Raw genomic sequence first — 21,724 nt, 5'->3', positions numbered from 1 at the left:
TTGTAGGTTTTATTTCCTCTTAAAATCATTTAATCTGTTCATCCATCCTTTTAGAAAAACCTTCTGCGAGGGGTTATTAGCCACAAGTCTTTCCAGATACAATTTTCTACGGTTCCAAATAGCTTCATGCAATACGTTAGGATCGTAAGAATTGATCTTACTCAGTGTTTTTGGTCCTACAACCCCATCGTCGGCCACTCCTATCAGCTGTTGAGGGATCGTTATGCCATACCTACCACTACCCCAAACCCAGTCGACCAATATTTCGGCAACCTGTTGATCATTAATCTCATCAGCTTTCCACATGTCCCAGTATTTTCGTAGCACTTTTGAAAATTCTGCATGGGTCATTTTTCTAAGGTCTTCACACGTTCCGTCTCGATTTACAAATTGCCTGTAGGCTGCAATGGTAACTCCCATGTTAGTACATCCTCCCTTGTCGAGCGGATGATTTACGTAACCACCCTCCCATTTGGCAATCTTTGGTGCCAATTTGTTTATATCAGCCATTAGTATGTCTCCTTTCCTTTATTGATTATTTTTATTTGGGCTTTCTCCTTCTTTTCATACGCGACTTTGGCCGATCCGTATACGTTCACGACTATCTTAGCATTTCCGCTGGCATGTATTCGGACATTAACCGTATCGAAGCAGTCTATTCTCACAAAAGAATCTGCCGAGCAGAATACTTTCGCGTTACTTTCATGCTTGATAAATATGTCGGATACCGAAAAACCGTCATGAGAAATTGAAGCGTCACAGGTACCAAGTAAAATAGATCTGGCTCGATTGATCAAAGTACGTTTTTCGTCTACGTGAATTCCATATTTTGCCAATAAGGTCCCGCCATTCAGCCTGAGATAGTCCTTACTTGGAAAGTCATGTTCAAGACAAAAATCCAAGCCCTCTATATAATATTGAATAAGTTCTTCTTTGGTTTTGCTGGACAGTATTCGCTTTAATCCAGTCGAACAAATTCCATTCTCTTTAGCAATTAACGCTAGTTTTTTTGTTTCCATTACGCTGGTACCTCCCTATAAATTTGATTATAACACCAGAATTGACCGTCATAAACGAATTGATGACAGTCCCCTATATTCGCGTTTGCGTTAGTATAAGTTGTCCCTACGTCCCCCGCTACGTGTATGTTTATACCATTACCGTTGAACGTTATACCGAAACTGTTCATCTGTCTTATGTACAATACCTTCCCGTTATTTGGTGAAGCTGGAAGTGTTAAGGTTATGGGGGATGTATTGTAAGATGAAATCCACACATCGGTTCGCATTAAATTTGACGTGGAGTTTAATTGCCTCGACCTAAGGTTGAGTGATGCAATTTGACCTGAAAGTATGTCCAGAGCAATATTGTCACCACCACCGTTAACCTCCAGTATAAGTCCGTAGTTCGTAAATAGCGGAGCTTCTTCGGTATTCCTGAATAACCCAACGGCACGAAGTCCTGTAACAGCAGATAGCACATTCGCTCCTATCATAGCGGTCGCTTCTTGATCTACACCGAGATTTTCACGGGCAATAATGTAAGCTGATCCGTCTTCATTAATTATCCCACCATCAGATATAATCCAGTTCCCTATTCTTCCGCTAAGAGCTTCGATTACACCCCTAATGAACGCATCTGTCATCCATACTTGTCCTCCATGATTAACACGGAATTTATTGGATTCCGGATCGTCTATCGTTCCACCAGCCCCAAACCGTAAATCGGTCAATTCTTCTCCCAAACCGCTAACAAATGCGGTTTGGCCTGATATTGGATTTCCAACGACCAACGCTCCGGTAAGAATGGCCAACTGACCTATGTAAGTCCTCGCAAACTGGTTAATAGCTGCAGCCCGTGCGATCTCATCCAAAGCCGCTTGAGTATGCTTACTAGCTTTGCTCTGCTCTTTGATTGCTTTTTTGTTCTCCCGTACTTCAATCTGGATACGCTCCTGTGTTGTATATGGAATAAAATCGTTTGCAAGTTCGACGCTATACTGCATTCCTGACCAAAGTGAGTTATCTAGATAGAATGCGAGTGGGTAGTTAACTGAAGTTACCCTAATAAGCATGTCAACATTTATATCAGTGTCTATAATTCGTATCCTGTCACCAGGGTTTAGTACATAACCATTACGTTTAAAGTGAAGCACATCAATAGTAAGATCGTATGCAACCCGAGGAAATTTACTCTCGTCAAGAAAAGCTTGCGTTTCAGTGGTTAGTCGAGATATTGCTTCATCTACATATGATTGAGGCAACACGATATCCAATAGCTTGTAATTGTCACCTGCCTTGGCTTGAAAATTGGAGTTGGGCATAGACAATCCCGTACTAGTATCGGTGTTCGTTAAGTAAGTTATGGTCTTCGTAACAGGATCATATTCCGTAATCTCAAACTCATACCCAGCTAGCTCACCGTTATCGAAACTAATCTTTGCTGTTAAACCAGGCGCTAATTGATCTTTAATATTGAAAGGCAAATCAGCATCCACTAACATGTTGAACTTTGTTTCTGGGTCGTAAGGGGTAACGCTGGTTACTGTACCGGTACGGGTTGGGTAAATATCTTCGTTGACATATTGACCTTCAATAATTCCGTATAAATCGATATTAGCTTCTAATGGGGAGTCTAATTGCAACCGTGATTTTGTGTAACCTGTTGGGAGATTTCGTGAACCTCCAATACCATAAACACGTGTTACCACATTCTTATCCTCGACATAAGAACGCGCAAGACTGTAAAGACCGTTACCCTTTCCGTATTGTAACACGATGTCCGTGTCAACACCTGCTTTTGCCACAAGATTAATCCGCTTGCCCTCAGGACCATCGAAAAAGAACTCCATTTTTTGCTGCTCGGTAAACGTTGTCAACGCAACACGGCACGATGAGTCACTGATAGTTAAGTGAATCTCGTCCATCACATCTACTTGACCTTTTGTCCATGTGGGGTCAATAGAGTTCATGTTTTCCAGCCACAGATTGACAAAGTCATCCGGTGTCCCGAAAAAGGGCGCGTTGCTATCCCCCTCGATCATGAATATCTTGTTGTACGATGTATAGATAGGATGCTCGAACGTAATGTTATATGCATGGTTGGTAGTGTGCTCGACTTTCTCGTAGTTAGGTACCGTGTTAATCGTATACTTGATTCCGTTGTAAACAAGGTAGTCCCCGATCTGAACATTCAGGATTCGGGGAACTACTAGGTTGGATATAACTATCTTATGCTCGCTCATTAAAGCGTGCTGGAAAGATATATCCCGTGTTAATGGAATAGTCTCAATAAGAGCATTATTTCTGTAGAGTGTGACCATCTAAAAGTTGTTCAAAAAAGGTATTAACACATCTGCCATCCTTTTATACCCTGAAAGAGTTGGGTGCAAGTAATACGGAATATCTTCCTTATCTCCGATAAATATTGGTCTGTTAATGCTGTTTATCCCCACTGTGTGATACCAGTCGCAAACGGGTAAATTATAAAGGTCACCTACGCTTTTTATAGCATTAACATAATCCACAGAAAGAACCGGCTCACCTTTATAAGGCCCCGGAACATCAGATGTTCCGCTTTCATTATAATACCCTATTATGGGAGTCATTAGATATATTCTAATGCTAGGATTCTGACTCAAAATATATTCAACTGAATCTTGCAAAGCTCCTAGGAAGGTTGTCACTGTAAATGTGCCACCTATTGGCTGTAACGTCCCGATAGGAACGGCCTTTCTGTGGTCATTTGCTCCGCTAGTTATGGTTGCCGCCTGAACATTTGCATAGTTAGAGTATCCTCTTATAATAGTTCTAATACCTGGCATGTCGTAACCACTAGCCCCCTGATTGTCGACATTACATCTTAGCAGATTGCGCATGTATGAAATGTATCCAACAGCTATTTTCGGATTTTCAACATTTGAGGTATTATATACTCGGCCATCATACCATGTAATCGAATCTCCAAAAGAAACGAACGTTTTTCCCGCCCATTTAGATTCAGGTATAACCATAGCGCCGGCTATTTTACTTGTGACATTGGATAACATCACGTTTTGCTCACTGAAATTATCGGTCTCAGAAGGTTCTTTGACAGTAAAAGAAACAAAAGCCGCGTCTGAAGGAGCCGTAAAAAAGTATGGGTATATGCCAATATTTTTATTGTATCCAACTATAACTTGACCATTAGCATTGTAGATAGCGATGTTCTTTGCAGTGTATAGTATCGGATTTCTAAGACCATACAACACATATTTGACGTTAGGCCTGATCGGAGCATAAACAACCGTTTTGTATCCGGAGGCTCCTGGTATAATCGCACCTGAAGTTTGTAAAGCTGTGTTGTCTTTCAAATATTCAGATATATTTACAGCAGACGTAGGCTCACTTAAAGTTATAAGCTTATTTCTAGATACTTCGTCTATTATGTTGTAACCATTAATAGCGAACACTTCAGGATCATTAGTAATAGATGGTCGGTAAAGTATTGCGTTTGTTATGCTGTCGTTATCCGTTTCAGCAGGTTCTTTGGCCGTGAAAGACAAGAATCTTGCATTGACATGAGAAGTAAATAAATGTGGATATGATGTTATGGGGGCAGCCATTCCCGATATAATATTCTTATTTGAATCTAGTTGTACGTACGACTTACTACTTGCGGCAATCGGATTATTAATACCATATATAGTATAACGGGTACTACCCTCAATAGGCACTTCTACAAACGATGCATATCCAGCTCCATCTACCACGGCCCCCTGTGTTGTTATTGCTTTTCCTTGCTGAAGGTAAGGCCCGATATTTACAGAATCCAAAAGCCCTATGTCAGACTTAGTTAAAAAGTCGGCCTTGGGGATAATTGTCTTTGACAGAACTAGGGAAGAACCATCGTTCACGACCTGATATATAAAGCTGTCTCCATTTCCATCAGGATTGGATGGAACATATAAGTACTTGTCACCTGAAGGTCCATAAGATGCACCCAAAATTGTCGGATTATAATATCCTTTAGGCCTTTGTGATGGAACGAAATTGTCAGTAGGAGCAATGTTTCCCTGGAATCCGCCAACAGCACCGTCTATAGTCTGTGTATTTTTTCTGATCTGATCCACCATATCGTTCATTTCTTGATACAGAAACGGATCGCCAATTTTTTTTACTGGTATGTTGTCTAAAGCCATTTTAGAATAGAATTATGTCGTTAAAAATCATTTGGTTAAATACAGTAGCCGGTAGTATCGGCAGTATATTCGGAAAGTCATCGGAAAACTGAACAGGTATTCTCATGGCAGATTGACCAGTTCGGAATACTCTTCCTATTGTAGTAATCCCCCCTCCTCCGATCATCCTTAATCGCATACGGACATTTACCGGCTTGAATACGAAGTCATGATAGACTTTACTGTAAAGTTCGGTTCGGAACGCATTGTAGTAATCCCTCAAATCATCCCCCGTGTCGGCTATTTGTAGCATAGGTAATGTCAATTGACGCGCTTGTAGCACTATTGGTGACACCTCGTCCACTTCTAAACCATCCTCACCACCCCAATCATAGGTATATCTATCTTTGGGAACAGGGAGCGTAAACACCTCATTGTAAGTCCCTGGCTCGAACACTATCCCATAGCTTTCGTATGCGTCACGACCGTTTATTTCGCAGAACCCTTTCATTATCCTAAGTCCCTCCCTGTTTTACCTTTATCCCCAGTGTTTTTAGCAATCGCAATCAAGTAACCCACTGCCGTATCGAGCCTATCTACAGTAGCAGCGGTATTTTTTTCAATGTTAAGTGCTGTATTCAAACTCTTTGTAGCCATATTCAAGCAGTTTTGCTGTATTTTAGATTGCAACTGGGCTTCACTGTACAGGTTTTTAGTGATGGAGTAAATGTTTAATTGCGCTCCCATCCACTTGTTTGCAGTGTCTTCCGTTATCGATCTATTGATCTGCCCCGTAATACCTTTATCGCTTTCCTGCGAGTTTTTAGACAGTCCGAGTCCTTTATAAGCTTCATCCAATGCTTCATTGAAATCCTTACCGGCGTCTTCCAATTGCTTTCTCCAAGAAGTGAAATCGTAGCCTACAAGAGAATTGTCATTGCCTAGCATATATTTGGTAAGGTCATCCGTCATCTTCTTCATGAGAGGCTCGATGAGCTTTAGCTTTAAGCTATTTGCTAACGCGTTCTTAATAAACTGATCAAAGGTGTCGTTCAACGCTTCTATTCCGTTTTCCCCGGCTTCAAACGCTGTCAATAATGCATTGGCAAGATTATCTGATAGTTGCTTGAAATTAGTCTGCAACAGTTGCTCGCTTACCGTTTTTTGCAGGTCCTGAATAGCGTTGTTAGCTGCGATTATCTGATCGTTGTATGCGTCGATAGCGTCCTTATCAGCCTTTTTCTTCTTGCTTTCGGCATCTCTCGCAGCTGTCAGGTTCTTAACCTGCTCCTGTAAATTTTTCACAGCGGCCGCACTATCATCATAGTAAGACGATCCGACGCTGTTTTCGATGGACCGTTGAAGCTGATTATATTGCTGCTCAAGGGAACGTAATGCCTTTTGATAACCTTCGATCTGCTTTTGGAGACGTTTGTCTTTTGTATTAAATAAATCAATTACAGATGTGATGGTCTTTATTGCACCAGTTATGATTCCTGTGGGATTTTTTGTGGTAGCGAAATCAGCAAGTCCTTTAGAAAACTCAGACAACCCTCCTGTTATGTTGGCCAGTTTTCCAATTGTCTCTATCAATCCCTCACTTCCGACTCCTATTCGTTCCAGTCCATCACCTACTGACCCTATTATTGCTGAAATACTAGCAAAAGCTTCCGCACCAGTAGAACCAAGTTTTTGAAGAGATAGCTTTTTGTCGGCTTCCGATGCTGATGTGTCTTTAAGTATATTTTTATACTCTTTTAAGGATTTTGCAAAGCCTATAAACGGACTGGATAAATCCAGTTGCAATGTGGCATCTTTAATTTGAGCCATCATATTTTGATATTCCTTTACAGTTAACTTCCCCGTCCTGCGCTCAAAATCTACTCGCCTTTCAGCATTTTTTAACCAATCGATTGCCGCTTTCCGACCTAAAACATTAAGGACATTAAAAGTTTCATCCCATTGATGTTCCTGCTTTATAGCAGACGCGGTTATCTCGCTTATTTCTTCCTTGGCATTCCGCCTCAAAGCATTCAACTGGTCCTCAGAAGCCTTGCCCTTTAGTCTGGTGATGTCATCTTCTAGACGCTGCTGGACAGACCTGATTCTGTCTGCATATGTCTGAGCTTCCTGCAACGAACGACGATATAGCTCAGCATCCCGTTTCTGCATCTCTTTTTGAGCTGCTGGAATAGCTGTTCTATTCAGGTAATCGCGTGTTTTATTAGCTTTAACGCTGGTGTCAGAACTCGCAGGCATTAAAGAACGTAAGTAATCAAGATAACTCTCAAACCCTTGAATGTCTTCTCTAAAGGCTTCGTTTGCTTTCTCTTTACCCACCTGCTTTTTGTATTCTTCGTACTGTTCAAACAGAACCTTCTTTTGTTCGATCGTCTGCTTTTCAATTTCAAGTTGCTGCTTGGACACCAGCTCATCTATCTCCAATTGTTGAGAAACTGACAAACCGCTCGTGTCACCTTAAGGCCTTTGTTCCTGGATTCCTTGTAGAAGTCATTTACAGTACGGAGTATTTCAGCATATTTATCCTTTACTGCCTGTATTTCCTCCTCATCATGGCTCAGTTGTTGACGTTGAGCTTTTTTATTGATCTCATCTATTTTAGCCTGTAACTCCCGTTGCCTTTTCAAAGCAGCTTCCCTTGCTCTTTTGGCTTTAGCATCTTCTTCCTCAGACAACTGAATAGGGATAATTTCTTCTTTGGGTCGGACAGCTATCAGCATTTCGGCTGCATCTTTGAATTTCCTTAGCTCATCGGCAGCTCTTTTAAGTCCACTACCGCTACCTTCCTTAAGAAGACCGTCTTTAACTGCTTTATCGGTTTTTGCTATTTGCTTTTCGGCTGATTCCAATGCAGACGACAATACGTCTACCTGTTCCGACAATATCTTTGCACTGGCAGTAGAAAAGTCTATTTTTCGAACTTCATTCAATACGTTAACAGTCTCGCGAAGTCTGCTATTTCCGGCTCTAATTTCGTCGGCTACATCTCCTCCAAAGGGATTCATCCGAGTAAAGAACTCATTTGAACTTGTTGCGGTTACTTGCTTTGTTATCCATTCCAACGTATCGGCGAATATTCCTGATATCTTAGCGGCAGCTCGGCCTAGAACACCTGTGCCATTTTCTATAGATAAGACTAAGTTGTTCCAAGCAGTACTTATTCGAGAAAGTTGGTTTTCCAGCTTTCCAGCCGCAGTTTCAAACTCCCTATCCATGGCACCTGCGGCTTCCGAGGCGGTATTCAAAGCGTCAGTCAACACCCTATAGCCGTTGGTAGCTAAAGACGCTATGACTCTTGTATCCCTAACAGCGGTTATACCAATATTATTCAAGGCCTGATTAACGCTACCGCCTGACTTATCAATTTGATTTAATCCTTTGATGAAGTCATTGAACACACTGGACGCATTTTCTCTAAATTGCCTTTTTAGCTCCTCTGCGCTTTTTCCCGTAACCTGAAGAATGGTACTAAGGTTTTTCCCTGTACGAATAGACTGTTCAAATACTCCAAGCGTACGGTTGAACGTTGAACCTACCAATTCGGCCTCAATCCCAACAGCTTTAGTTGCGGTCGCATAGGCGAGAACTTCTCTGCGCCCTATTTTGTATAGACCTGTATTCTGAGCTATCTGGGTCGCATTCTCCAATATTTCCTTTTCTGTCGCAGCGAAATTGTTGCCTAGGTTCACTATTTCGTCACCAAAGTCTGCGACATTCTGAACACCTCCATCTACCAATGTTAGAAGCCTTGCTATCTGAGATCCTCCCTCTTCTCCTTGAATATTAGAAGCAGTTTCCAACTTTGCCAAGGCTTCGGTGAACCGAAGTATGTTCTCTGTTCCCTTTACTCCCAATTGGCCGGCTACCGTAGCGTATTCCAACAACTTATCGCTTGAGACCACTTGTAACCTACGGCTCAATTCAACAATACTTTCACCTAACCTATCCAATTGCTGTCCAGCGATACCCGTAGTTTTACCCACATTCAATAGGCCGCTGTTAAATTGTATGACGGTGGAAGCATTTCCCTTTATAAGAGCGTAAAGGCTTGCCAAACCTGTTATTGCCAGACCTATAGGAGTAACAAGAAATGCCATCACATTCTTACCTATTCCTATCAGTGAGGTGCCTAGTTCTCTGAATCCACCTGGCTTGGAAGCTATTTCCGTTAGGTTTACTCCCATCATAGCCAACTGGCCATTGATCCTAGCGAACTGTGGAGAAATAGCGTCTAAGGCGCTTCCGTAGTTACCAACATTTCGTTGATGCAGACCAAGCGTAGCATCGATCTTTTTTATCCCGCGATCAAGAACCTGAGTTTGCGAAACGAGAGACTTAGAACGCTGTTCTAGCATCTTGTATGCAGCTGAATTCTTAAGCCCTTGCCGTTCCAGATTGAACATCTCAGCAAGCACATCTTTGCTTCTTCTCCGAATAGCATTCAATGCCTGATTAAGCTGATAATACTCGCTGCTTTGCTGCTGTAACTTTCTCCTGTTACGTTCCGTCTGCGCCTCCTGTTGTCTCTGTAGCCGCAACTGTTCGTTAAGTAGCTTTACATGCTCTCTAGCTTGTCGATCGGCCTCTTTTTGGGCGGCAACAGCATTCTTATGAGCATCTTCAATCTTCCTCTGTGCCAATGCATATTCCTGGGCGGTAATGGCACCCTTTTTTAGCTCAGAATTAAGTTGCTGTTCGGCTACCTTAAGCTCATTTATAGCCTCTTTGTACCTTTGTGATTGGAGATGGCTTTTGGCGACTTCAGTAGACAATCTTGCCTGTTCTTCCTTTTGCAACATTATCTGCCTACGGAGATTGGCAAGATCCTCTATTTCCTTTAGTCTGGCCTGACGCTGCTGCTTTTCGATATTAGCAGATTGAAGACGTGTTTTATTAAGATCGTCTACTCCGGATGTAGCCCGTTTCGCTGCTTTAGCCAGTTCGTTTAAGCCTGATTCGACTTTTGAATTCTTCGTGATGTTCTCAAACATCTTGGCGAATTCCCTAGAACCTTCGGCCGATATTTTATGAAAACGCTCGAGCCTTCTATATGCTTCTGCATCATCTAGCTGTACTTTATACTTGATATCGGCCATGCAACAAAAGTCGATATAAGGCGTCTTTCACTGCGAATCCATCATTTTGTAATACAGCCTATTACAAAATATTTTATTATTTATTTTGATAAGTTAAGATAAGTTATTAATATTGCATCACGATAGTTCATTGACATGCGAAAAAGGGTTGGAACACAGTTAGTTTGGATTGATAATGATATCTTATAATTAGTGCCCAACCAGATATAATGGGGATATAGCTCAACGGTAGAGCGTTTGCAAAACTGTCGGTGATCAGCGAAGCTGTTAGACAGATAATTCGACAGAAGGCACGAGGTTCGATTCCTCAACTCTCCACGAGGTCGGTGGTTACTCTTTAGGTAATGACCTTTCAATAAAGCGTAAAGAGCGTGTAAATGAATTGATGCTATAAAACACGTTAAATGTTGGTCAGCATTCCCTTCGTTATGTGTGTGCAAACTTTCCTTTGGGTCAAAAGTGAAAGCAGGCGGGGAGATCGTCTAGAGGTGAGGACGCAGGCATAGTAAGGTCATAAATGACAACTAAAGGTCTGAAACGTTGGTTCGAATCCAACTCGCTCCACGAGTTTGTTTAGGTAGTTATAATACGTTTGTGGATTAGGGCTGTTGTGAAACACCCCTAATTTTTAAGGCACTGCTGGACAAATTGGTTAAGTCGTCGCCCTTTCAAGGCGGAGATTACGGGTTCAAATCCCGTGCAGTGTACAACCATTTGAGAGAGGGGTATTTGATTTATTGTAAGTATGATCTTGAGGGAGGGCATAAAGCATGAGGCTAAGGCCGTCCAGAATACGCTGGTTACTCCAACACTGTTTGAGGAGTTATAAAAAGGTAGGGACAGTCGAATCAAGATAGGAAAGCAATAGATTAGTAGCAAAATACCCCATTACAAGAAATACCGAGGGAGATGCTGGAAGCTTAGGCATAAGTTTAGGAAGCCCAGGTTGTGAATTTAGGAGTTGACACAACGTAAAGTCCGGCATGGCAATGGAAAGACATCGAAGGGGTGAAAGGCCCCTAATGTAAAGAAGAAATTCCGCATGTAAAATAGCAGATTCTACTTTGTAGCTGTGAAGGTTGAAACGCCCACATTGACGGAATATTAACGTGCCCCATCTATAGGTTTATTTCATAATTTAGGTTTAATTGGTTGACAGAAGCCCAGCATCGCCAGATGTCTGGGCTTTTTTTTATAGAATAAGCTTTAAAGTCGAATCTGTTAATAGCTCATTTGGTTGCACCCTAATTAACCTCCATCCCATCGATTGCAACAAATTACCCTTCTCCATATCTCTTTTTATACCGGTCCCAGAACTATGGCCGCTATTCCCCTTCATCCATATTCCCCCATCAACCTCTATTGCTATTTTGTGAGTCGGTATCGCGTAGTCGATTCGGTACTGGCGTTCTACAGCGAAATAGAACTCAGGCCAAACATCCAAGCCTAACTCCTGTTTGACCAGTTGAACAAAAGGATCTGCATACTTCTCTTTGTTTCGGATGTTCCTGGTATCATCAGTCCATCCCGTTCGAATTATTTTAGACTTATTCTTTTTGGGAGGCTTATAAGACAGTGCTTCCTTGGAGTCGGGACGATAGAAAACTCCTTCAATTTCAACCCATCCACGGGACTTAATCTCCTTAACCAGTGCGTTCTCCCACTTACTCATAGAAACGGCTTATACTCGCAGCTATTTTCGTTTTTCCAATAATAATCTTCGCCAGCGTTCAATAGCATTCTGCGTTCGACCTCATTAAAGGTTCTGGTCACTTCCCTAGCTTGGTCCATGGAGTGGAACAACTTATCGCTTCCAACAACATCTATAAACCTGTGAGGTGTAAGCCCCGAATTATGGATTCTCCTAGATAAGTCGACGTGCTCATATTTGCCCAAACCGAATGTAGTATCAAATCCGCCCACCACTTCCAAGCATTTACGCCTGAAATACATCATGCATCCACATCCTTTTTGATGAATCATAAATGATCCTTGTTGCACTGGACTGCCCCAACCTTCGGTACCGTCCCAACCTTCTGTAAAAGTGAAGCACAAATGGTTTATACCTGAATCTATGTAAGACTTATGCCAATTATACGCTTTGGGGAAACAGTCATCATCGAACAGGAACAAATGATCGGCGCCCCAATGGTAAGCCAATTCAAAACATTTGTTCTTAGCGCGTGGAATCCCTACCCGTTCCGGGAACTTAAAGCCTACTGTGCCGTGGGGAAACATTATGCCCTCTAGATAGTAATCATCGTAGCTGGCATCATCGACGATAAACAGCCTACATTCAGTGTCTTTATCTTCGATATCCACCGGCCAATATTTAAGCATGGCCATGATACATTTTCGAAATTCTTCGGGTCGGTTACGCGTTGTTATGCAGATTGCGATCCTCATTCTAAATCTGTTTTAAGCTGTAAATAATCTTATTGAACTCCCGTACGAACTTCCATCTTGGTGAAAGGCCATAAAAATCGGTTCTCGCATACGGGAAATGAACGAGGGGATACTCATACCAGTTACCCTCTTCGTTGTATTCGGGGCACATGTATTGCTTTCTGAACTTAAAAGAATCGAAATACTCAACTAATATGGTTTGATCGCTTACATGGTCTTTCCCTTTAGGTTCGTATGACATGAACAGCTCTAACAGGCGTGACCATCCTTGCTTTGTTCCGTAAGCAAAGCAGGGGACCATATTTTTGGAGTAAAAAGTAAGGTCTCCTTCTTTATGTCCATTAAAACCGTAACTCATTACGTCATAATCTGACATAAAGCCCTCTCCGATCTGTTCCATTGCAACCCATCTGAGTAGACATGCCAATTCGTACTCCTTATTATTTTTAGACGGAAACTTACTGAAACACTTCAAATAGGATTCGTACTTTGGATTCTCTTTCGCCTGACTCAAACCGATGACAACCGGTTCCCATCCGTTGCGCCGCCAATTTTCCTTCCAAACCTCAATAAGCTGCTTTTGATCGCTGTTTCCATGCAGCGAATCGAATATTTCGTGGTAATAGGTATATACCTTCATGCTATTGTTCTTAAATTCTGATCAATGAATTTCTTTGTTGCGGTACACATCTCAGGAATGGACGCATATGAGCCAATATGATCGATAAAGGCCGCACACCTTCGGAAGTATTCACCCATCTCGTTCCACTTGGAGTAGTCGTATCTCGTTTCATGCCATTTATGGGTAAATACCGGTGCTTCTTTGATTACATCAATATCATATCCTGACTTAAGGATCGCCAAAGGCACGTAGAAATCCCACCAAGGAAGTCCTAGCGCATACCCCGTATCGGTTATTCTATCTATATGATTCTTAGTGAATGCAAACACATCGTAACCGTGTGGGAAAGGATTTGATCCGTTGTCGTGTCGTACACCCATGACGAACCTATCGGACAGAAGCGATTTTGAGAAACAATTGATGTCTTCAATGGCTATGTCTGAATTAATGAGAACGAAACGATCGAAATCAAGATACTTGGCCCACCTGGTAATTGCTGCAACGCGTGGATATTTTCCTTTTGCAATATCCTCGACATCAAGCTCTACGAAGGTGACACCCTCTATGTGTGCCAAATCTCTTATCTCTTTGGCTGTATTGAAGCTTATTACAATCCCTTTAGTCCATGTTTTAATTGCCTCAATTTGCTCCTTTAGCCTGTCATAAGGATTTATTGAAGTGGCATAAAACAGCCTGCAGCCATCAAGATCGGACGGGTAAACGTTTTTATATGGCGTGGGGGTCTGTTCATAAGAACAATAATTCCTGACGTTGCTACCATGAAAATGCTGCGTTCTTATGCTGAAACAGGGATTTAGAACACTGTAACCTGACACGGACAATCTATGTGCGATAGAATTGTCGCTACCCGGTAGACCCAAATAGAAGTCGCAGTTAGCGACGTGCTTCACCCATCCTTTGAAAACCCATGCGTCCTGACTATCGCATCGCATGAATAGTGCATCATCATTATACCTGCTTAGCGCAAAACACTGATTCTTTTGAACCTTTCCCAGCAGACTAATAGACTTACGATCGAAATAGATATCCGAATTGGCGACTACGTTGATATCCTCATCATAGGTAAATTCGTTTATATATGAGAAATAATCTCTGAACGTAGGCCGACGGTCGGTAATTATGTTTTCTACACCAGTTACGTTCCTCCCTGTGTTGTTTATAGCAAATACCCTATCGAACGTACCTATGTTTAGGTTTAAACAATCCTGTAGTTCTTCGGCTCGTGCTGCGGAAACATCATCGTATATGTTTATGAAAAGGTTAGTCATGTCCTATACCCCTAGCCCTTGAGATACCCGTTGCCCTATTTCCCATAAGGACATAGTGGCGTTTGGTGAATAACTTTTGTTTGATTCGTTGTTTCCGGAGGAGTCCGTGTTCTTTTCTTCCGGTGGAATGGTAGCGTTCATCATCAATAAATTGAGAAAGCTGACGCCATACATGGCTTCATGCCAGGATAAACCGTAATATTTGATTACGTTCCTTGTCCTTGACCACGGGCTTGAGTCCCTATAATGTCCACCATCTTTATGTTCCGTACGAATGTCATAATACCGAAAAAAGAGTCGAAGTCTAACCCCCGGTAGACTATCTTACATGCTGTTGCAAGCTCGTATTGCTCAAATTGATACCATAGCGCATCCAATAACCATTTCGGCGGTTTACCTTCCTTATTGTGAACAGCTATCGCGATGGACTCGATTATTGACGGCAGATTCTCTTTTACGATACCGTATAATAGACCGTCAATGTCTTCGACAACATCTTTGGTGATTTTAAGCTCATCATAGATTGCAACGATATCATACATAGTCGCAGCACATGGGGCTTTTATCGTAAGCATCCGAGTCTTCGGCAATATGCAGAGAAAGGCGAGCACCTTTTTCCACCATGTGGTGTATTTTATTCTGATTTTCTTTAGCTCGGTAGGACGATCGGTAATTGCCTCGGCTATTTTACGGGGAGTAGCGTCTTCCCCTTGGAATTCTTTATCTTCTTTCATAAATGGTAAGGATTAAGAACCTACTCACCGCCTTACCTTCGGCTTTCGGTTCAGTTTTTTAAGTGGCCGGATTGGCCGCAACGAATTTGTAACCCCATGGAGATACAGCGTTTCCGCTTGCATCGGAAGGAGTGGTTACATCGCCTGAAAAGTTCAATGCAAGAAATCCTGTCTTCGTAAGAGGATTTGTAAATCCCGCACTCATAGCCAGGGCCGGTGCCTCGAAAACGAATTTCTGACCCTCGAAAGGTTTAGAAGTAAGCCTGAACGCCAAGTAGTAGATAGACTCATCATCCGCTGAAGCATTGAATTCAGTCGCTCCTGTGGTGATCTCACCTTTGAACAGAAGGTTTGCATTGTCAACTTTAAGGTTCAATGAGTTTCCTACCACTGTTGGAGGATCCGTTTCACCAGGTAATACCCAACGTACACCTGCCTTGTCTTCGACACGTACACGTACTTTTTCAAGTGGAGGTATATTGAGGTTCACAGAACCCATTTCGATGTCGTCTACCTTAACCCAACCTGTGGTTGGCATGGCGCCATTTGCGGCCATTAAAGCAAACTCCATCGATTCTATCCCTGTTACAGCTGCCATAATATTTTAGTTTGTGCCTTATTAGGCGATTAATTATTTTGTTAATTGTTCCTGTCCTGACGTAATGCATGGTACCTGATCCTGATATTGAAGAAATGGCCCTTACTTTCCGGAATAATCTCACCTGCTCGCTCTAGATAGAAATGGCTGTTGTATAGCCAACTATCATCAAGTAGTTCAATTGCAGCACTCCCTAGTTCGTTAAGTCGATCGTAATTTGGCTGGGTGTTGTCTACTGCGTTCGGTATGCCCGACGGTAGATTCTCAAGATTCGGAACGTGAATGTTCACATTAAAAATGCCGTCCTGAATCTGCTCTGCACTTAATACAAGGCAGCTGATGACAACATCCTCCATTTTACTGTTGAGCATTCGACTTTGCTTACTGACCTGGCCTGTCAAACCCGTAGTAGCTGCAAAATTCCCGGCAATGAATACCTGATAGATTTCGTTTATTCCGTCAAATGCTGTCTTTATCGTCTTATCCATCAGTCTACAAAGATTTCATTAAGAGCCTGTTCAAAGTACTGTTCGTAGTTTCTCATCGCTCCTGACAATACATCGAATCCCTTCCCTTCGACCCAGCTGGCGTATTCCATCCCAGCAACCAAAATCACTGCCCATCCTTTCGATTCTCTCAGAACTGAGAGCGCTGTATTAAGTCCGGTTTGGAGTCCTGTTGATTTATCCGTCCCGATATCCGCAAGTTTGAAATCCCGATATTCAACTCGACCGTCCCGAATTACGATGAAGCCTGTTGAACTTTCCAGATTGCCTGTATGGTTATCGTACACTTTTTCCGCTGCAGCTCTTTCCCTTGCAATTTGAATGGCTCTTTCAGAAACCTTGATAAAAGCCTGTAATGTCAGCTCATCGAGATCCTTTTTGATCTGCGCATCCAACTGCTGTGCTGAGAACTGTGGGACCAAACTGAACATATTACATCCCTCCTAAGCAATGAAGCTGCCCGATGTGGAAATCCAACAACTCCTGTTCATAAACTATCACCGATCCCGATTTATCGAATGCCGATACTATTGTTCCCGTCAGTATCGGCTCCGTTCCAACAGGAAAAGCAATATCGAAACGGAAAAGAACTTCCGATCCGTCTTGCTTCTTTAAGTATTTGGTGCCTCTTGCTGGTCGGAATCGGCATTTTACCTCCTTATTTCCGTAGACCAGCCTATCAGGATATTGCTCAGGAACTACCATCTGTCAGAAATACTATTAATGATCGCAACGCCGTCCATGTCGTCTTCTTCGTTCCACCGTGCCAGTAGGCCTGATCGAAGTCTTAAGAGGTCTGACACGTCTTGCTGTGTAATCTGGTAATCAAGTTCCCTAACCGACTTTGGTTGAAAACAGACAAACAGAATAAGCCCCGCTAAAGCCAGGTCGATTCCTTTCCGGTTAATGTCTGAGGATGGGTCGTACTCGCTATCTGGTTGCAGGTTTTGTTCGATAAGATTCAAATCAATGGTGTCTTCTGGAACTGGTTGTGCAATCTTCGATTTGAGGGCTTCTCTGTTTGTCATGTCCTAAGTATTAGGTGGCCGGAGTGTTAGGGTCCCATTTCAACAAATAAATGTTGTCAACATTGCCGATAACAGGAATTGCCCTAGCTTGAGCTGTGGTAAATTCCTTCAAAGAAGGGCGATTTGTTGAGAACTTCGATGCTAAAATGTATTCATCAGCTACTTGATAGGTAACTCCAGGTACCGGTCTGCTTGCTTCTGCTAGCCGTGCCCACACCAATGATCCTACCAGTCCCGATTTAGTGAATATGATTGCCCCATCGTCCCAAGGCGTTACGTCCTTATCAACACCGTTTTTCTGAACAGTAACTTTACGTTCTACAATCTCAATCTCAAAACCAAGTTGATCCTTTAAGGCCGCATTGGCTTGAGTCAAAGAAGGAGTCGGAATATTTGCGTTAGAACCAACATACCCGATGCTGAAAGCATAAAGTTGCTTAATAGCGTCTGTTGCCGCTATCGATCGCCACGTTTTGCGATTCATGTACGCAATGTCTACGGCATTCTGGTCCTTTTGAACTTGATCCAGTACCGTATCAAAATACGCTAGTGGATTTGCGTTAGCCCCCCAGTTATTTGGCGCTGTGAACTTGTGATTTGCTAAGTATCCGTAGTCAACACGAACTCCGGTACCGACGTTATCCGCGTCCTCTATCAGCGTTATTCCCGTGGAGAAACCGCGAAGAAAAGCTAGCTCGTTTTTCTCATAAATACCCCCGATTGCTCTAGGCGTATCCTCGAATAGCTTAGCCACAATTTGACTTTCCGGACGTTTCAACGCGACCATATCGTCAAGCTCAGTCAATTGCTGTTCATTTAATGTGAACTCGATTCCCATTTTAGGAATGTCGCCACTTGCTGAACGAATTTTTGGTCTTGACTTCAAAGGAAGGCTAGAATCCATTGCGACGTAATCTGCCGCAACTATTTTGTCCGAAATGTTTTTAGACTCCCATTTACCGGTTATTGAAAAATCTTTCTTCAACAGCCTACGGTGCCAATAAGGTAAAGGCGGTTTTTCACCGTTTAAAGTGGTAACCGTTCTGATAACAATACCTGGGAGGTATTTTTTGGCCCATTGAATAAATAATGATTCCTGCATGTATTAGTCCTCCCTAAAGTCTATTAGCGGTAATGCAGCTTTTACCGCTGTCATGATCGATGTCATCGGAAAAGGTGCCGCCGCTGGGTTTACAGTGCCTCTCACCATGATACCGGCAAAAGGTTTTTTGGTTAATATTGTGGCTATGAGAATGCCTGCATACGAATGCCCAGATGGTAAAGCCGCATAAGCGGTTCCTCCTGCATTCAAAGGCATTGGCTTGTACTCATTAGTCGCATCTTCTTTTATGATAACATGACCGGCTTTTAACACCTCTGGGGTATAGCCGGTAACGTCAAGAGAGCGACCGCCACGAATCGATTGGAAGTTATCTACGATAACGATCGAATCGTTACCGCCATATAATTCTTCCGGCTCGTTAGCTAGATTTACTACTGCCATCTTTCTAAATGTTAAGTGCTTGTGAAACAGCATCCAATTCTTCTTTGGATGCCTCTTTAACTTTCCCTGATCCTCCAGTACTAAATCCTCTTGTCGGCTCATCACCGCCCAGACCTGCATCTGATTGTGCCTGAATCTCATCAGCAACATCCTGTTCGATATCAGCTAGGTAGCTGGTGAAATCGTCATCTGAAACGATTACGTCTTTCATTCTGTCGAACTCACGGAGTGTACGAGCTTTGAACTTTTCAGGCGCATCTTTCAATTTTGCTTCGAGTTGTTGACGACGAGTCTGTGTGGCGCCCTGTTTTTCAAATGCAGACAGCTTATTTGTTAAGCTTTCTATGACCTTATTCTGTTGATCAGAATACGTTTTGAACCAAGCAGGCATCTCACCATCCTTGCCATTTCCTTTGTCCGTTGCAACCGCTGCCGGTTTAGGTTTGGGCGTGTCTTCCTGCTCATCTTCGTTCTCGTCCTCTTGCTCAGCCCTAGCCCTGTCGGCATTCCGTTTGGCATCGTCCAAAGCTGCCAACTCCTTGAAGGGAATTACAGCATCCAGTTTGTCTATTTCCCCGTCGATATCGTCTTCGTTGTCCACTAGAGAGTCCAACTTGTCCGCTAGTCCGTTGATTCTGACATTTGATAAGTTAACATTGAGGCTCTTAGCCTTTGCCTTTAACTTTGCGATAATTTTTGCTTTTAATGACATAAGAATTTATTTGAGTTGTGTCCAATGGGGTAACTGCCCCACCGTGCGCACCTCTGTGCTATTGATGCGGTAAAGTTATCTATAATGATAACTATAGATAAGTTCAATAATATGTAATAGACTGATTACAAAAAAGAATTAGTTTATATCCAAACTTGGAGCATTGAGGTTACTCGCAGATTGCTAAACATTGCAAAGAAGTAGTCGAATCCGTAAGCACATCCCTCGTAGTAAATCCATCCATCGTAATACGGAAAGCAATACCAATATGGCTCTTTGATATCTGTTCTTTTTGTTCGCATTAGACACGGGTAATAGGATTCGCTATCGAATTTAACGAAACGGTGATTTGTGTTGAATCCGAGTTTGTTAAACGTCTTAACAAAGGTTTGGCCTCCCCAGCAGTTGTTTTTTGGGGAGGCGGCAATTATTTCTTCAATTGGAAGCCCGGTAAGGACAGCGATTACTGAGTGGTGATGATTACCAGGATAGTATCGCCATCTATCTAGTTCATATTTCTTGATTTGACTCATTGGCTTTATTCCTTTCATCCTGCGCCTTCTGCTCCTGTTCGATCAACTTCAATTCGTCATCTGAATTCTTTGTAAGAGGAGAATACTCGATCGCTGTACGCTGGCTTAAAATCTTGGCACCACCGGAAGCCTTCTGCAACAAGGACACCGTTTCCGCGTCGTCGTTTATACGATAAAGTGGAATATCATATTTTATCTGCATCGATTTGGCCGCGACTGATAGTGTAGTATCAATGGCTGCTGCGAAAGCGATCTGAAGATTGATATCCCTTTGGGTACCTCTGCCGTACTCACCGTCAATTTCGTCTTGGGCGGCTTGGTGTGCATCCATGAATACTCGATCGAACGCTACCCCTGATAAGCTTCCTAGTCCTTTCATGTCTTCCTTCGACATCTGGGGTGTTCTTGTACAAGTGAAAATAAACTGCGTCAGCTGCTCAATTTCCAATTTTATAGATTCAGGAGCGTGTTCCCAGGTAACGTACTTAACATCTGCCTTGCTATCGTTACCAACAGGTTTAATTTCGACTGCTTTCCCTGTTTCACCCTTTTTCAACATCTCCGCTTTCACATTACCGATGAATACGAGTGTTGGAGAGGCGTGATAGTCATTGGTATCTGCAAAGTTGCTAATAACGGTTTCCAGTCTCGCAATAGCCGACTGAACGTCTGCCCATGGCGGTGTAGGTTTCGAGTAGTAAGTGACAGGTATTTTTCCGTATGAATGGGGCTTTACCGACTCGATAATCCAACCATTGTTATTTCCGGTAGTACTGACTATAGTTTCGCCGGCACGGGCTTGTCTAAACTTGTAAATATGTGTACTGGAATATATATCAAATCGCTGGTCCTTGTTATCCCCATAGCCGTTGATAAGATCAGCGGATCCAACTAGGTCGCTATAGCTTCGTGTTGCCTCATACAGCCTTCCGAAGTATATAAGCTTACCATAGTCGTCAAAGACAGGCAGCAAAGTATCGCCTAACTCCGGAGAAAGTATTTTACATCTCATCCTAAACCGACCACCCTTTTTAACAAGGTCACCATAGTATCCCGATTCAACCGGTTGACTGTACCATAGCTTAGCAACCTGAAGTTCGTACAGCATTCTCCTAGCCACCTCTTTTTCGATAAGTTCGATCATATTGTCGTCTCGGATAAACTTAACCATGTCATATAGACGTTGCTCCGTTTCGTCCTTAGGATTTGCTTCTAACTGAATCTTACCCACGTTCATAAAAGAAACACGACGGTCAACAATAAGCTTCTGAAAAGGAATTCCGATGCGGTTAACTTCTTGATAGGTTCCGTCCTTTTTCTTTTTCTTCGGACGTTTGTCTATTGCTTCTTTGAAAACATCGTGTTGGGTGACATCGTATTCCTGCTTGGCAGTTGAATAACTGGGTTCAACGCTCCTACCCACTGTTTCAACGATCAATGGAAGATGAGGTACGGGCAGGTTGCTTTCTTCCGACTGTACATCTGCTTGCTGTGTTGTTTCTTTCTTCTTTGCCATT

Annotated in this window: 22 protein-coding genes and 2 tRNA genes; 2 read left to right on the top strand and 22 right to left on the bottom strand. The window is 42.6% G+C overall.

The annotated features are described in order from the left end of the window. Nucleotides 1-9: 9 nt before the first annotated feature. The 7 genes from QT327_RS10615 to QT327_RS10585 are packed head-to-tail and all read right to left on the bottom strand — an operon-like array spanning nucleotide 10 to nucleotide 10,275. Nucleotides 10-510: a glycoside hydrolase family 108 protein gene (locus tag QT327_RS10615; RefSeq protein ID WP_289552842.1), complete on the bottom strand. Its 501-nt coding sequence runs from the start codon at nucleotides 508-510 to the stop codon at nucleotides 10-12. Further along, nucleotides 510-1,019 (bottom strand): hypothetical protein, encoded by a 510-nt coding sequence (locus tag QT327_RS10610; protein ID WP_289552841.1) that lies wholly within the window; start codon nucleotides 1,017-1,019, stop codon nucleotides 510-512. Before QT327_RS10610 ends, QT327_RS10615 begins: the two co-directional genes overlap by 1 nt. Next, the gene (locus QT327_RS10605; protein WP_289552840.1) at nucleotides 1,019-3,322 is read right to left on the bottom strand and encodes a hypothetical protein; all 2,304 of its coding nucleotides are present in this window, start codon (nucleotides 3,320-3,322) and stop codon (nucleotides 1,019-1,021) included. The genes QT327_RS10610 and QT327_RS10605 overlap by 1 nt, the downstream gene beginning before the upstream one ends. Beyond that, on the bottom strand, nucleotides 3,323-5,179 hold the full coding sequence (locus QT327_RS10600; RefSeq protein WP_289552839.1) for an SGNH/GDSL hydrolase family protein: 1,857 nt from the start codon (nucleotides 5,177-5,179) through the stop codon (nucleotides 3,323-3,325). Nucleotide 5,180: 1 nt separating this feature from the next. Further along, nucleotides 5,181-5,669 carry a hypothetical protein gene (locus QT327_RS10595; RefSeq protein ID WP_289552838.1) on the bottom strand — a complete coding sequence of 163 codons (489 nt, stop codon included), beginning with the start codon at nucleotides 5,667-5,669 and terminating at the stop codon, nucleotides 5,181-5,183. Continuing rightward, on the bottom strand, nucleotides 5,669-7,621 hold the full coding sequence (locus QT327_RS10590) for a hypothetical protein (protein WP_289552837.1): 1,953 nt from the start codon (nucleotides 7,619-7,621) through the stop codon (nucleotides 5,669-5,671). Before QT327_RS10590 ends, QT327_RS10595 begins: the two co-directional genes overlap by 1 nt. Further along, a complete protein-coding gene (locus QT327_RS10585; protein ID WP_289552836.1) occupies nucleotides 7,594-10,275 on the bottom strand; it encodes a phage tail tape measure protein in 2,682 nt (893 codons plus the stop codon). The genes QT327_RS10590 and QT327_RS10585 overlap by 28 nt, the downstream gene beginning before the upstream one ends. A 471-nt stretch (nucleotides 10,276-10,746) precedes the next feature. Here QT327_RS10585 and QT327_RS10580 point away from each other — a divergent pair. Next, nucleotides 10,747-10,839, top strand: a tRNA-Thr gene (locus QT327_RS10580). A 69-nt stretch (nucleotides 10,840-10,908) separates the two neighbouring features. After that, nucleotides 10,909-10,982 (top strand) — tRNA-Glu (locus tag QT327_RS10575). A gap of 485 nt (nucleotides 10,983-11,467) precedes the next feature. Here the strand turns inward: QT327_RS10575 and QT327_RS10570 are convergent. The 15 genes from QT327_RS10570 to QT327_RS10500 all read right to left on the bottom strand — a co-directional run bounded on the left by QT327_RS10570 (nucleotide 11,468) and on the right by QT327_RS10500 (nucleotide 21,723). Next, entirely contained in the window at nucleotides 11,468-11,947 is a 480-nt protein-coding gene (locus QT327_RS10570; RefSeq protein WP_289552835.1) for an endonuclease domain-containing protein, read from the bottom strand. Continuing rightward, nucleotides 11,944-12,681: a glycosyltransferase family 2 protein gene (locus tag QT327_RS10565; protein ID WP_289552833.1), complete on the bottom strand. Its 738-nt coding sequence runs from the start codon at nucleotides 12,679-12,681 to the stop codon at nucleotides 11,944-11,946. Before QT327_RS10565 ends, QT327_RS10570 begins: the two co-directional genes overlap by 4 nt. 1 nt (nucleotide 12,682) lies before the next feature. Beyond that, nucleotides 12,683-13,321, bottom strand: a complete 639-nt coding sequence (locus QT327_RS10560) for a hypothetical protein (protein ID WP_289552831.1) — start codon at nucleotides 13,319-13,321, stop codon at nucleotides 12,683-12,685. Further along, nucleotides 13,318-14,592 (bottom strand): hypothetical protein, encoded by a 1,275-nt coding sequence (locus QT327_RS10555; RefSeq protein ID WP_289552830.1) that lies wholly within the window; start codon nucleotides 14,590-14,592, stop codon nucleotides 13,318-13,320. Before QT327_RS10555 ends, QT327_RS10560 begins: the two co-directional genes overlap by 4 nt. Before the next feature lie 3 nt (nucleotides 14,593-14,595). Continuing rightward, complete coding sequence (locus QT327_RS10550; protein ID WP_289552829.1) at nucleotides 14,596-14,766, bottom strand: hypothetical protein; 171 nt, start codon at nucleotides 14,764-14,766, stop codon at nucleotides 14,596-14,598. 32 nt (nucleotides 14,767-14,798) lie between these two features. Next, nucleotides 14,799-15,326, bottom strand: a complete 528-nt coding sequence (locus QT327_RS10545) for a hypothetical protein (protein ID WP_289552828.1) — start codon at nucleotides 15,324-15,326, stop codon at nucleotides 14,799-14,801. 58 nt (nucleotides 15,327-15,384) lie between these two features. Further along, nucleotides 15,385-15,924 (bottom strand): hypothetical protein, encoded by a 540-nt coding sequence (locus QT327_RS10540; RefSeq protein WP_289552827.1) that lies wholly within the window; start codon nucleotides 15,922-15,924, stop codon nucleotides 15,385-15,387. Between the two features lie 41 nt (nucleotides 15,925-15,965). Next, nucleotides 15,966-16,412 carry a hypothetical protein gene (locus tag QT327_RS10535; protein WP_289552826.1) on the bottom strand — a complete coding sequence of 149 codons (447 nt, stop codon included), beginning with the start codon at nucleotides 16,410-16,412 and terminating at the stop codon, nucleotides 15,966-15,968. Further along, nucleotides 16,412-16,861: a hypothetical protein gene (locus QT327_RS10530; RefSeq protein ID WP_289552825.1), complete on the bottom strand. Its 450-nt coding sequence runs from the start codon at nucleotides 16,859-16,861 to the stop codon at nucleotides 16,412-16,414. The genes QT327_RS10535 and QT327_RS10530 overlap by 1 nt, the downstream gene beginning before the upstream one ends. Before the next feature lies 1 nt (nucleotide 16,862). Next, nucleotides 16,863-17,135: a hypothetical protein gene (locus tag QT327_RS10525; RefSeq protein WP_289552824.1), complete on the bottom strand. Its 273-nt coding sequence runs from the start codon at nucleotides 17,133-17,135 to the stop codon at nucleotides 16,863-16,865. Next, entirely contained in the window at nucleotides 17,129-17,458 is a 330-nt protein-coding gene (locus QT327_RS10520; protein ID WP_289552823.1) for a DUF6706 family protein, read from the bottom strand. Before QT327_RS10520 ends, QT327_RS10525 begins: the two co-directional genes overlap by 7 nt. Nucleotides 17,459-17,468: 10 nt before the next feature. Beyond that, entirely contained in the window at nucleotides 17,469-18,560 is a 1,092-nt protein-coding gene (locus QT327_RS10515; protein WP_289552822.1) for a major capsid protein, read from the bottom strand. A gap of 3 nt (nucleotides 18,561-18,563) precedes the next feature. Continuing rightward, on the bottom strand, nucleotides 18,564-18,962 hold the full coding sequence (locus QT327_RS10510; protein ID WP_289552821.1) for a hypothetical protein: 399 nt from the start codon (nucleotides 18,960-18,962) through the stop codon (nucleotides 18,564-18,566). Between the two features lie 4 nt (nucleotides 18,963-18,966). Beyond that, entirely contained in the window at nucleotides 18,967-19,563 is a 597-nt protein-coding gene (locus tag QT327_RS10505; protein WP_289552820.1) for a hypothetical protein, read from the bottom strand. A gap of 621 nt (nucleotides 19,564-20,184) precedes the next feature. Next, complete coding sequence (locus QT327_RS10500) at nucleotides 20,185-21,723, bottom strand: phage portal protein (protein ID WP_289552818.1); 1,539 nt, start codon at nucleotides 21,721-21,723, stop codon at nucleotides 20,185-20,187. Between the last annotated feature and the right edge of the window lies 1 nt (nucleotide 21,724).

Source organism: Olivibacter sp. 47 (genome assembly GCF_030372825.1).
Lineage (GTDB): Bacteria > Bacteroidota > Bacteroidia > Sphingobacteriales > Sphingobacteriaceae > Olivibacter > Olivibacter oleidegradans.
The sequence above is the reverse complement of the archived record's forward strand: the minus strand, read 5'-3'. Positions and strand labels throughout refer to the sequence as shown.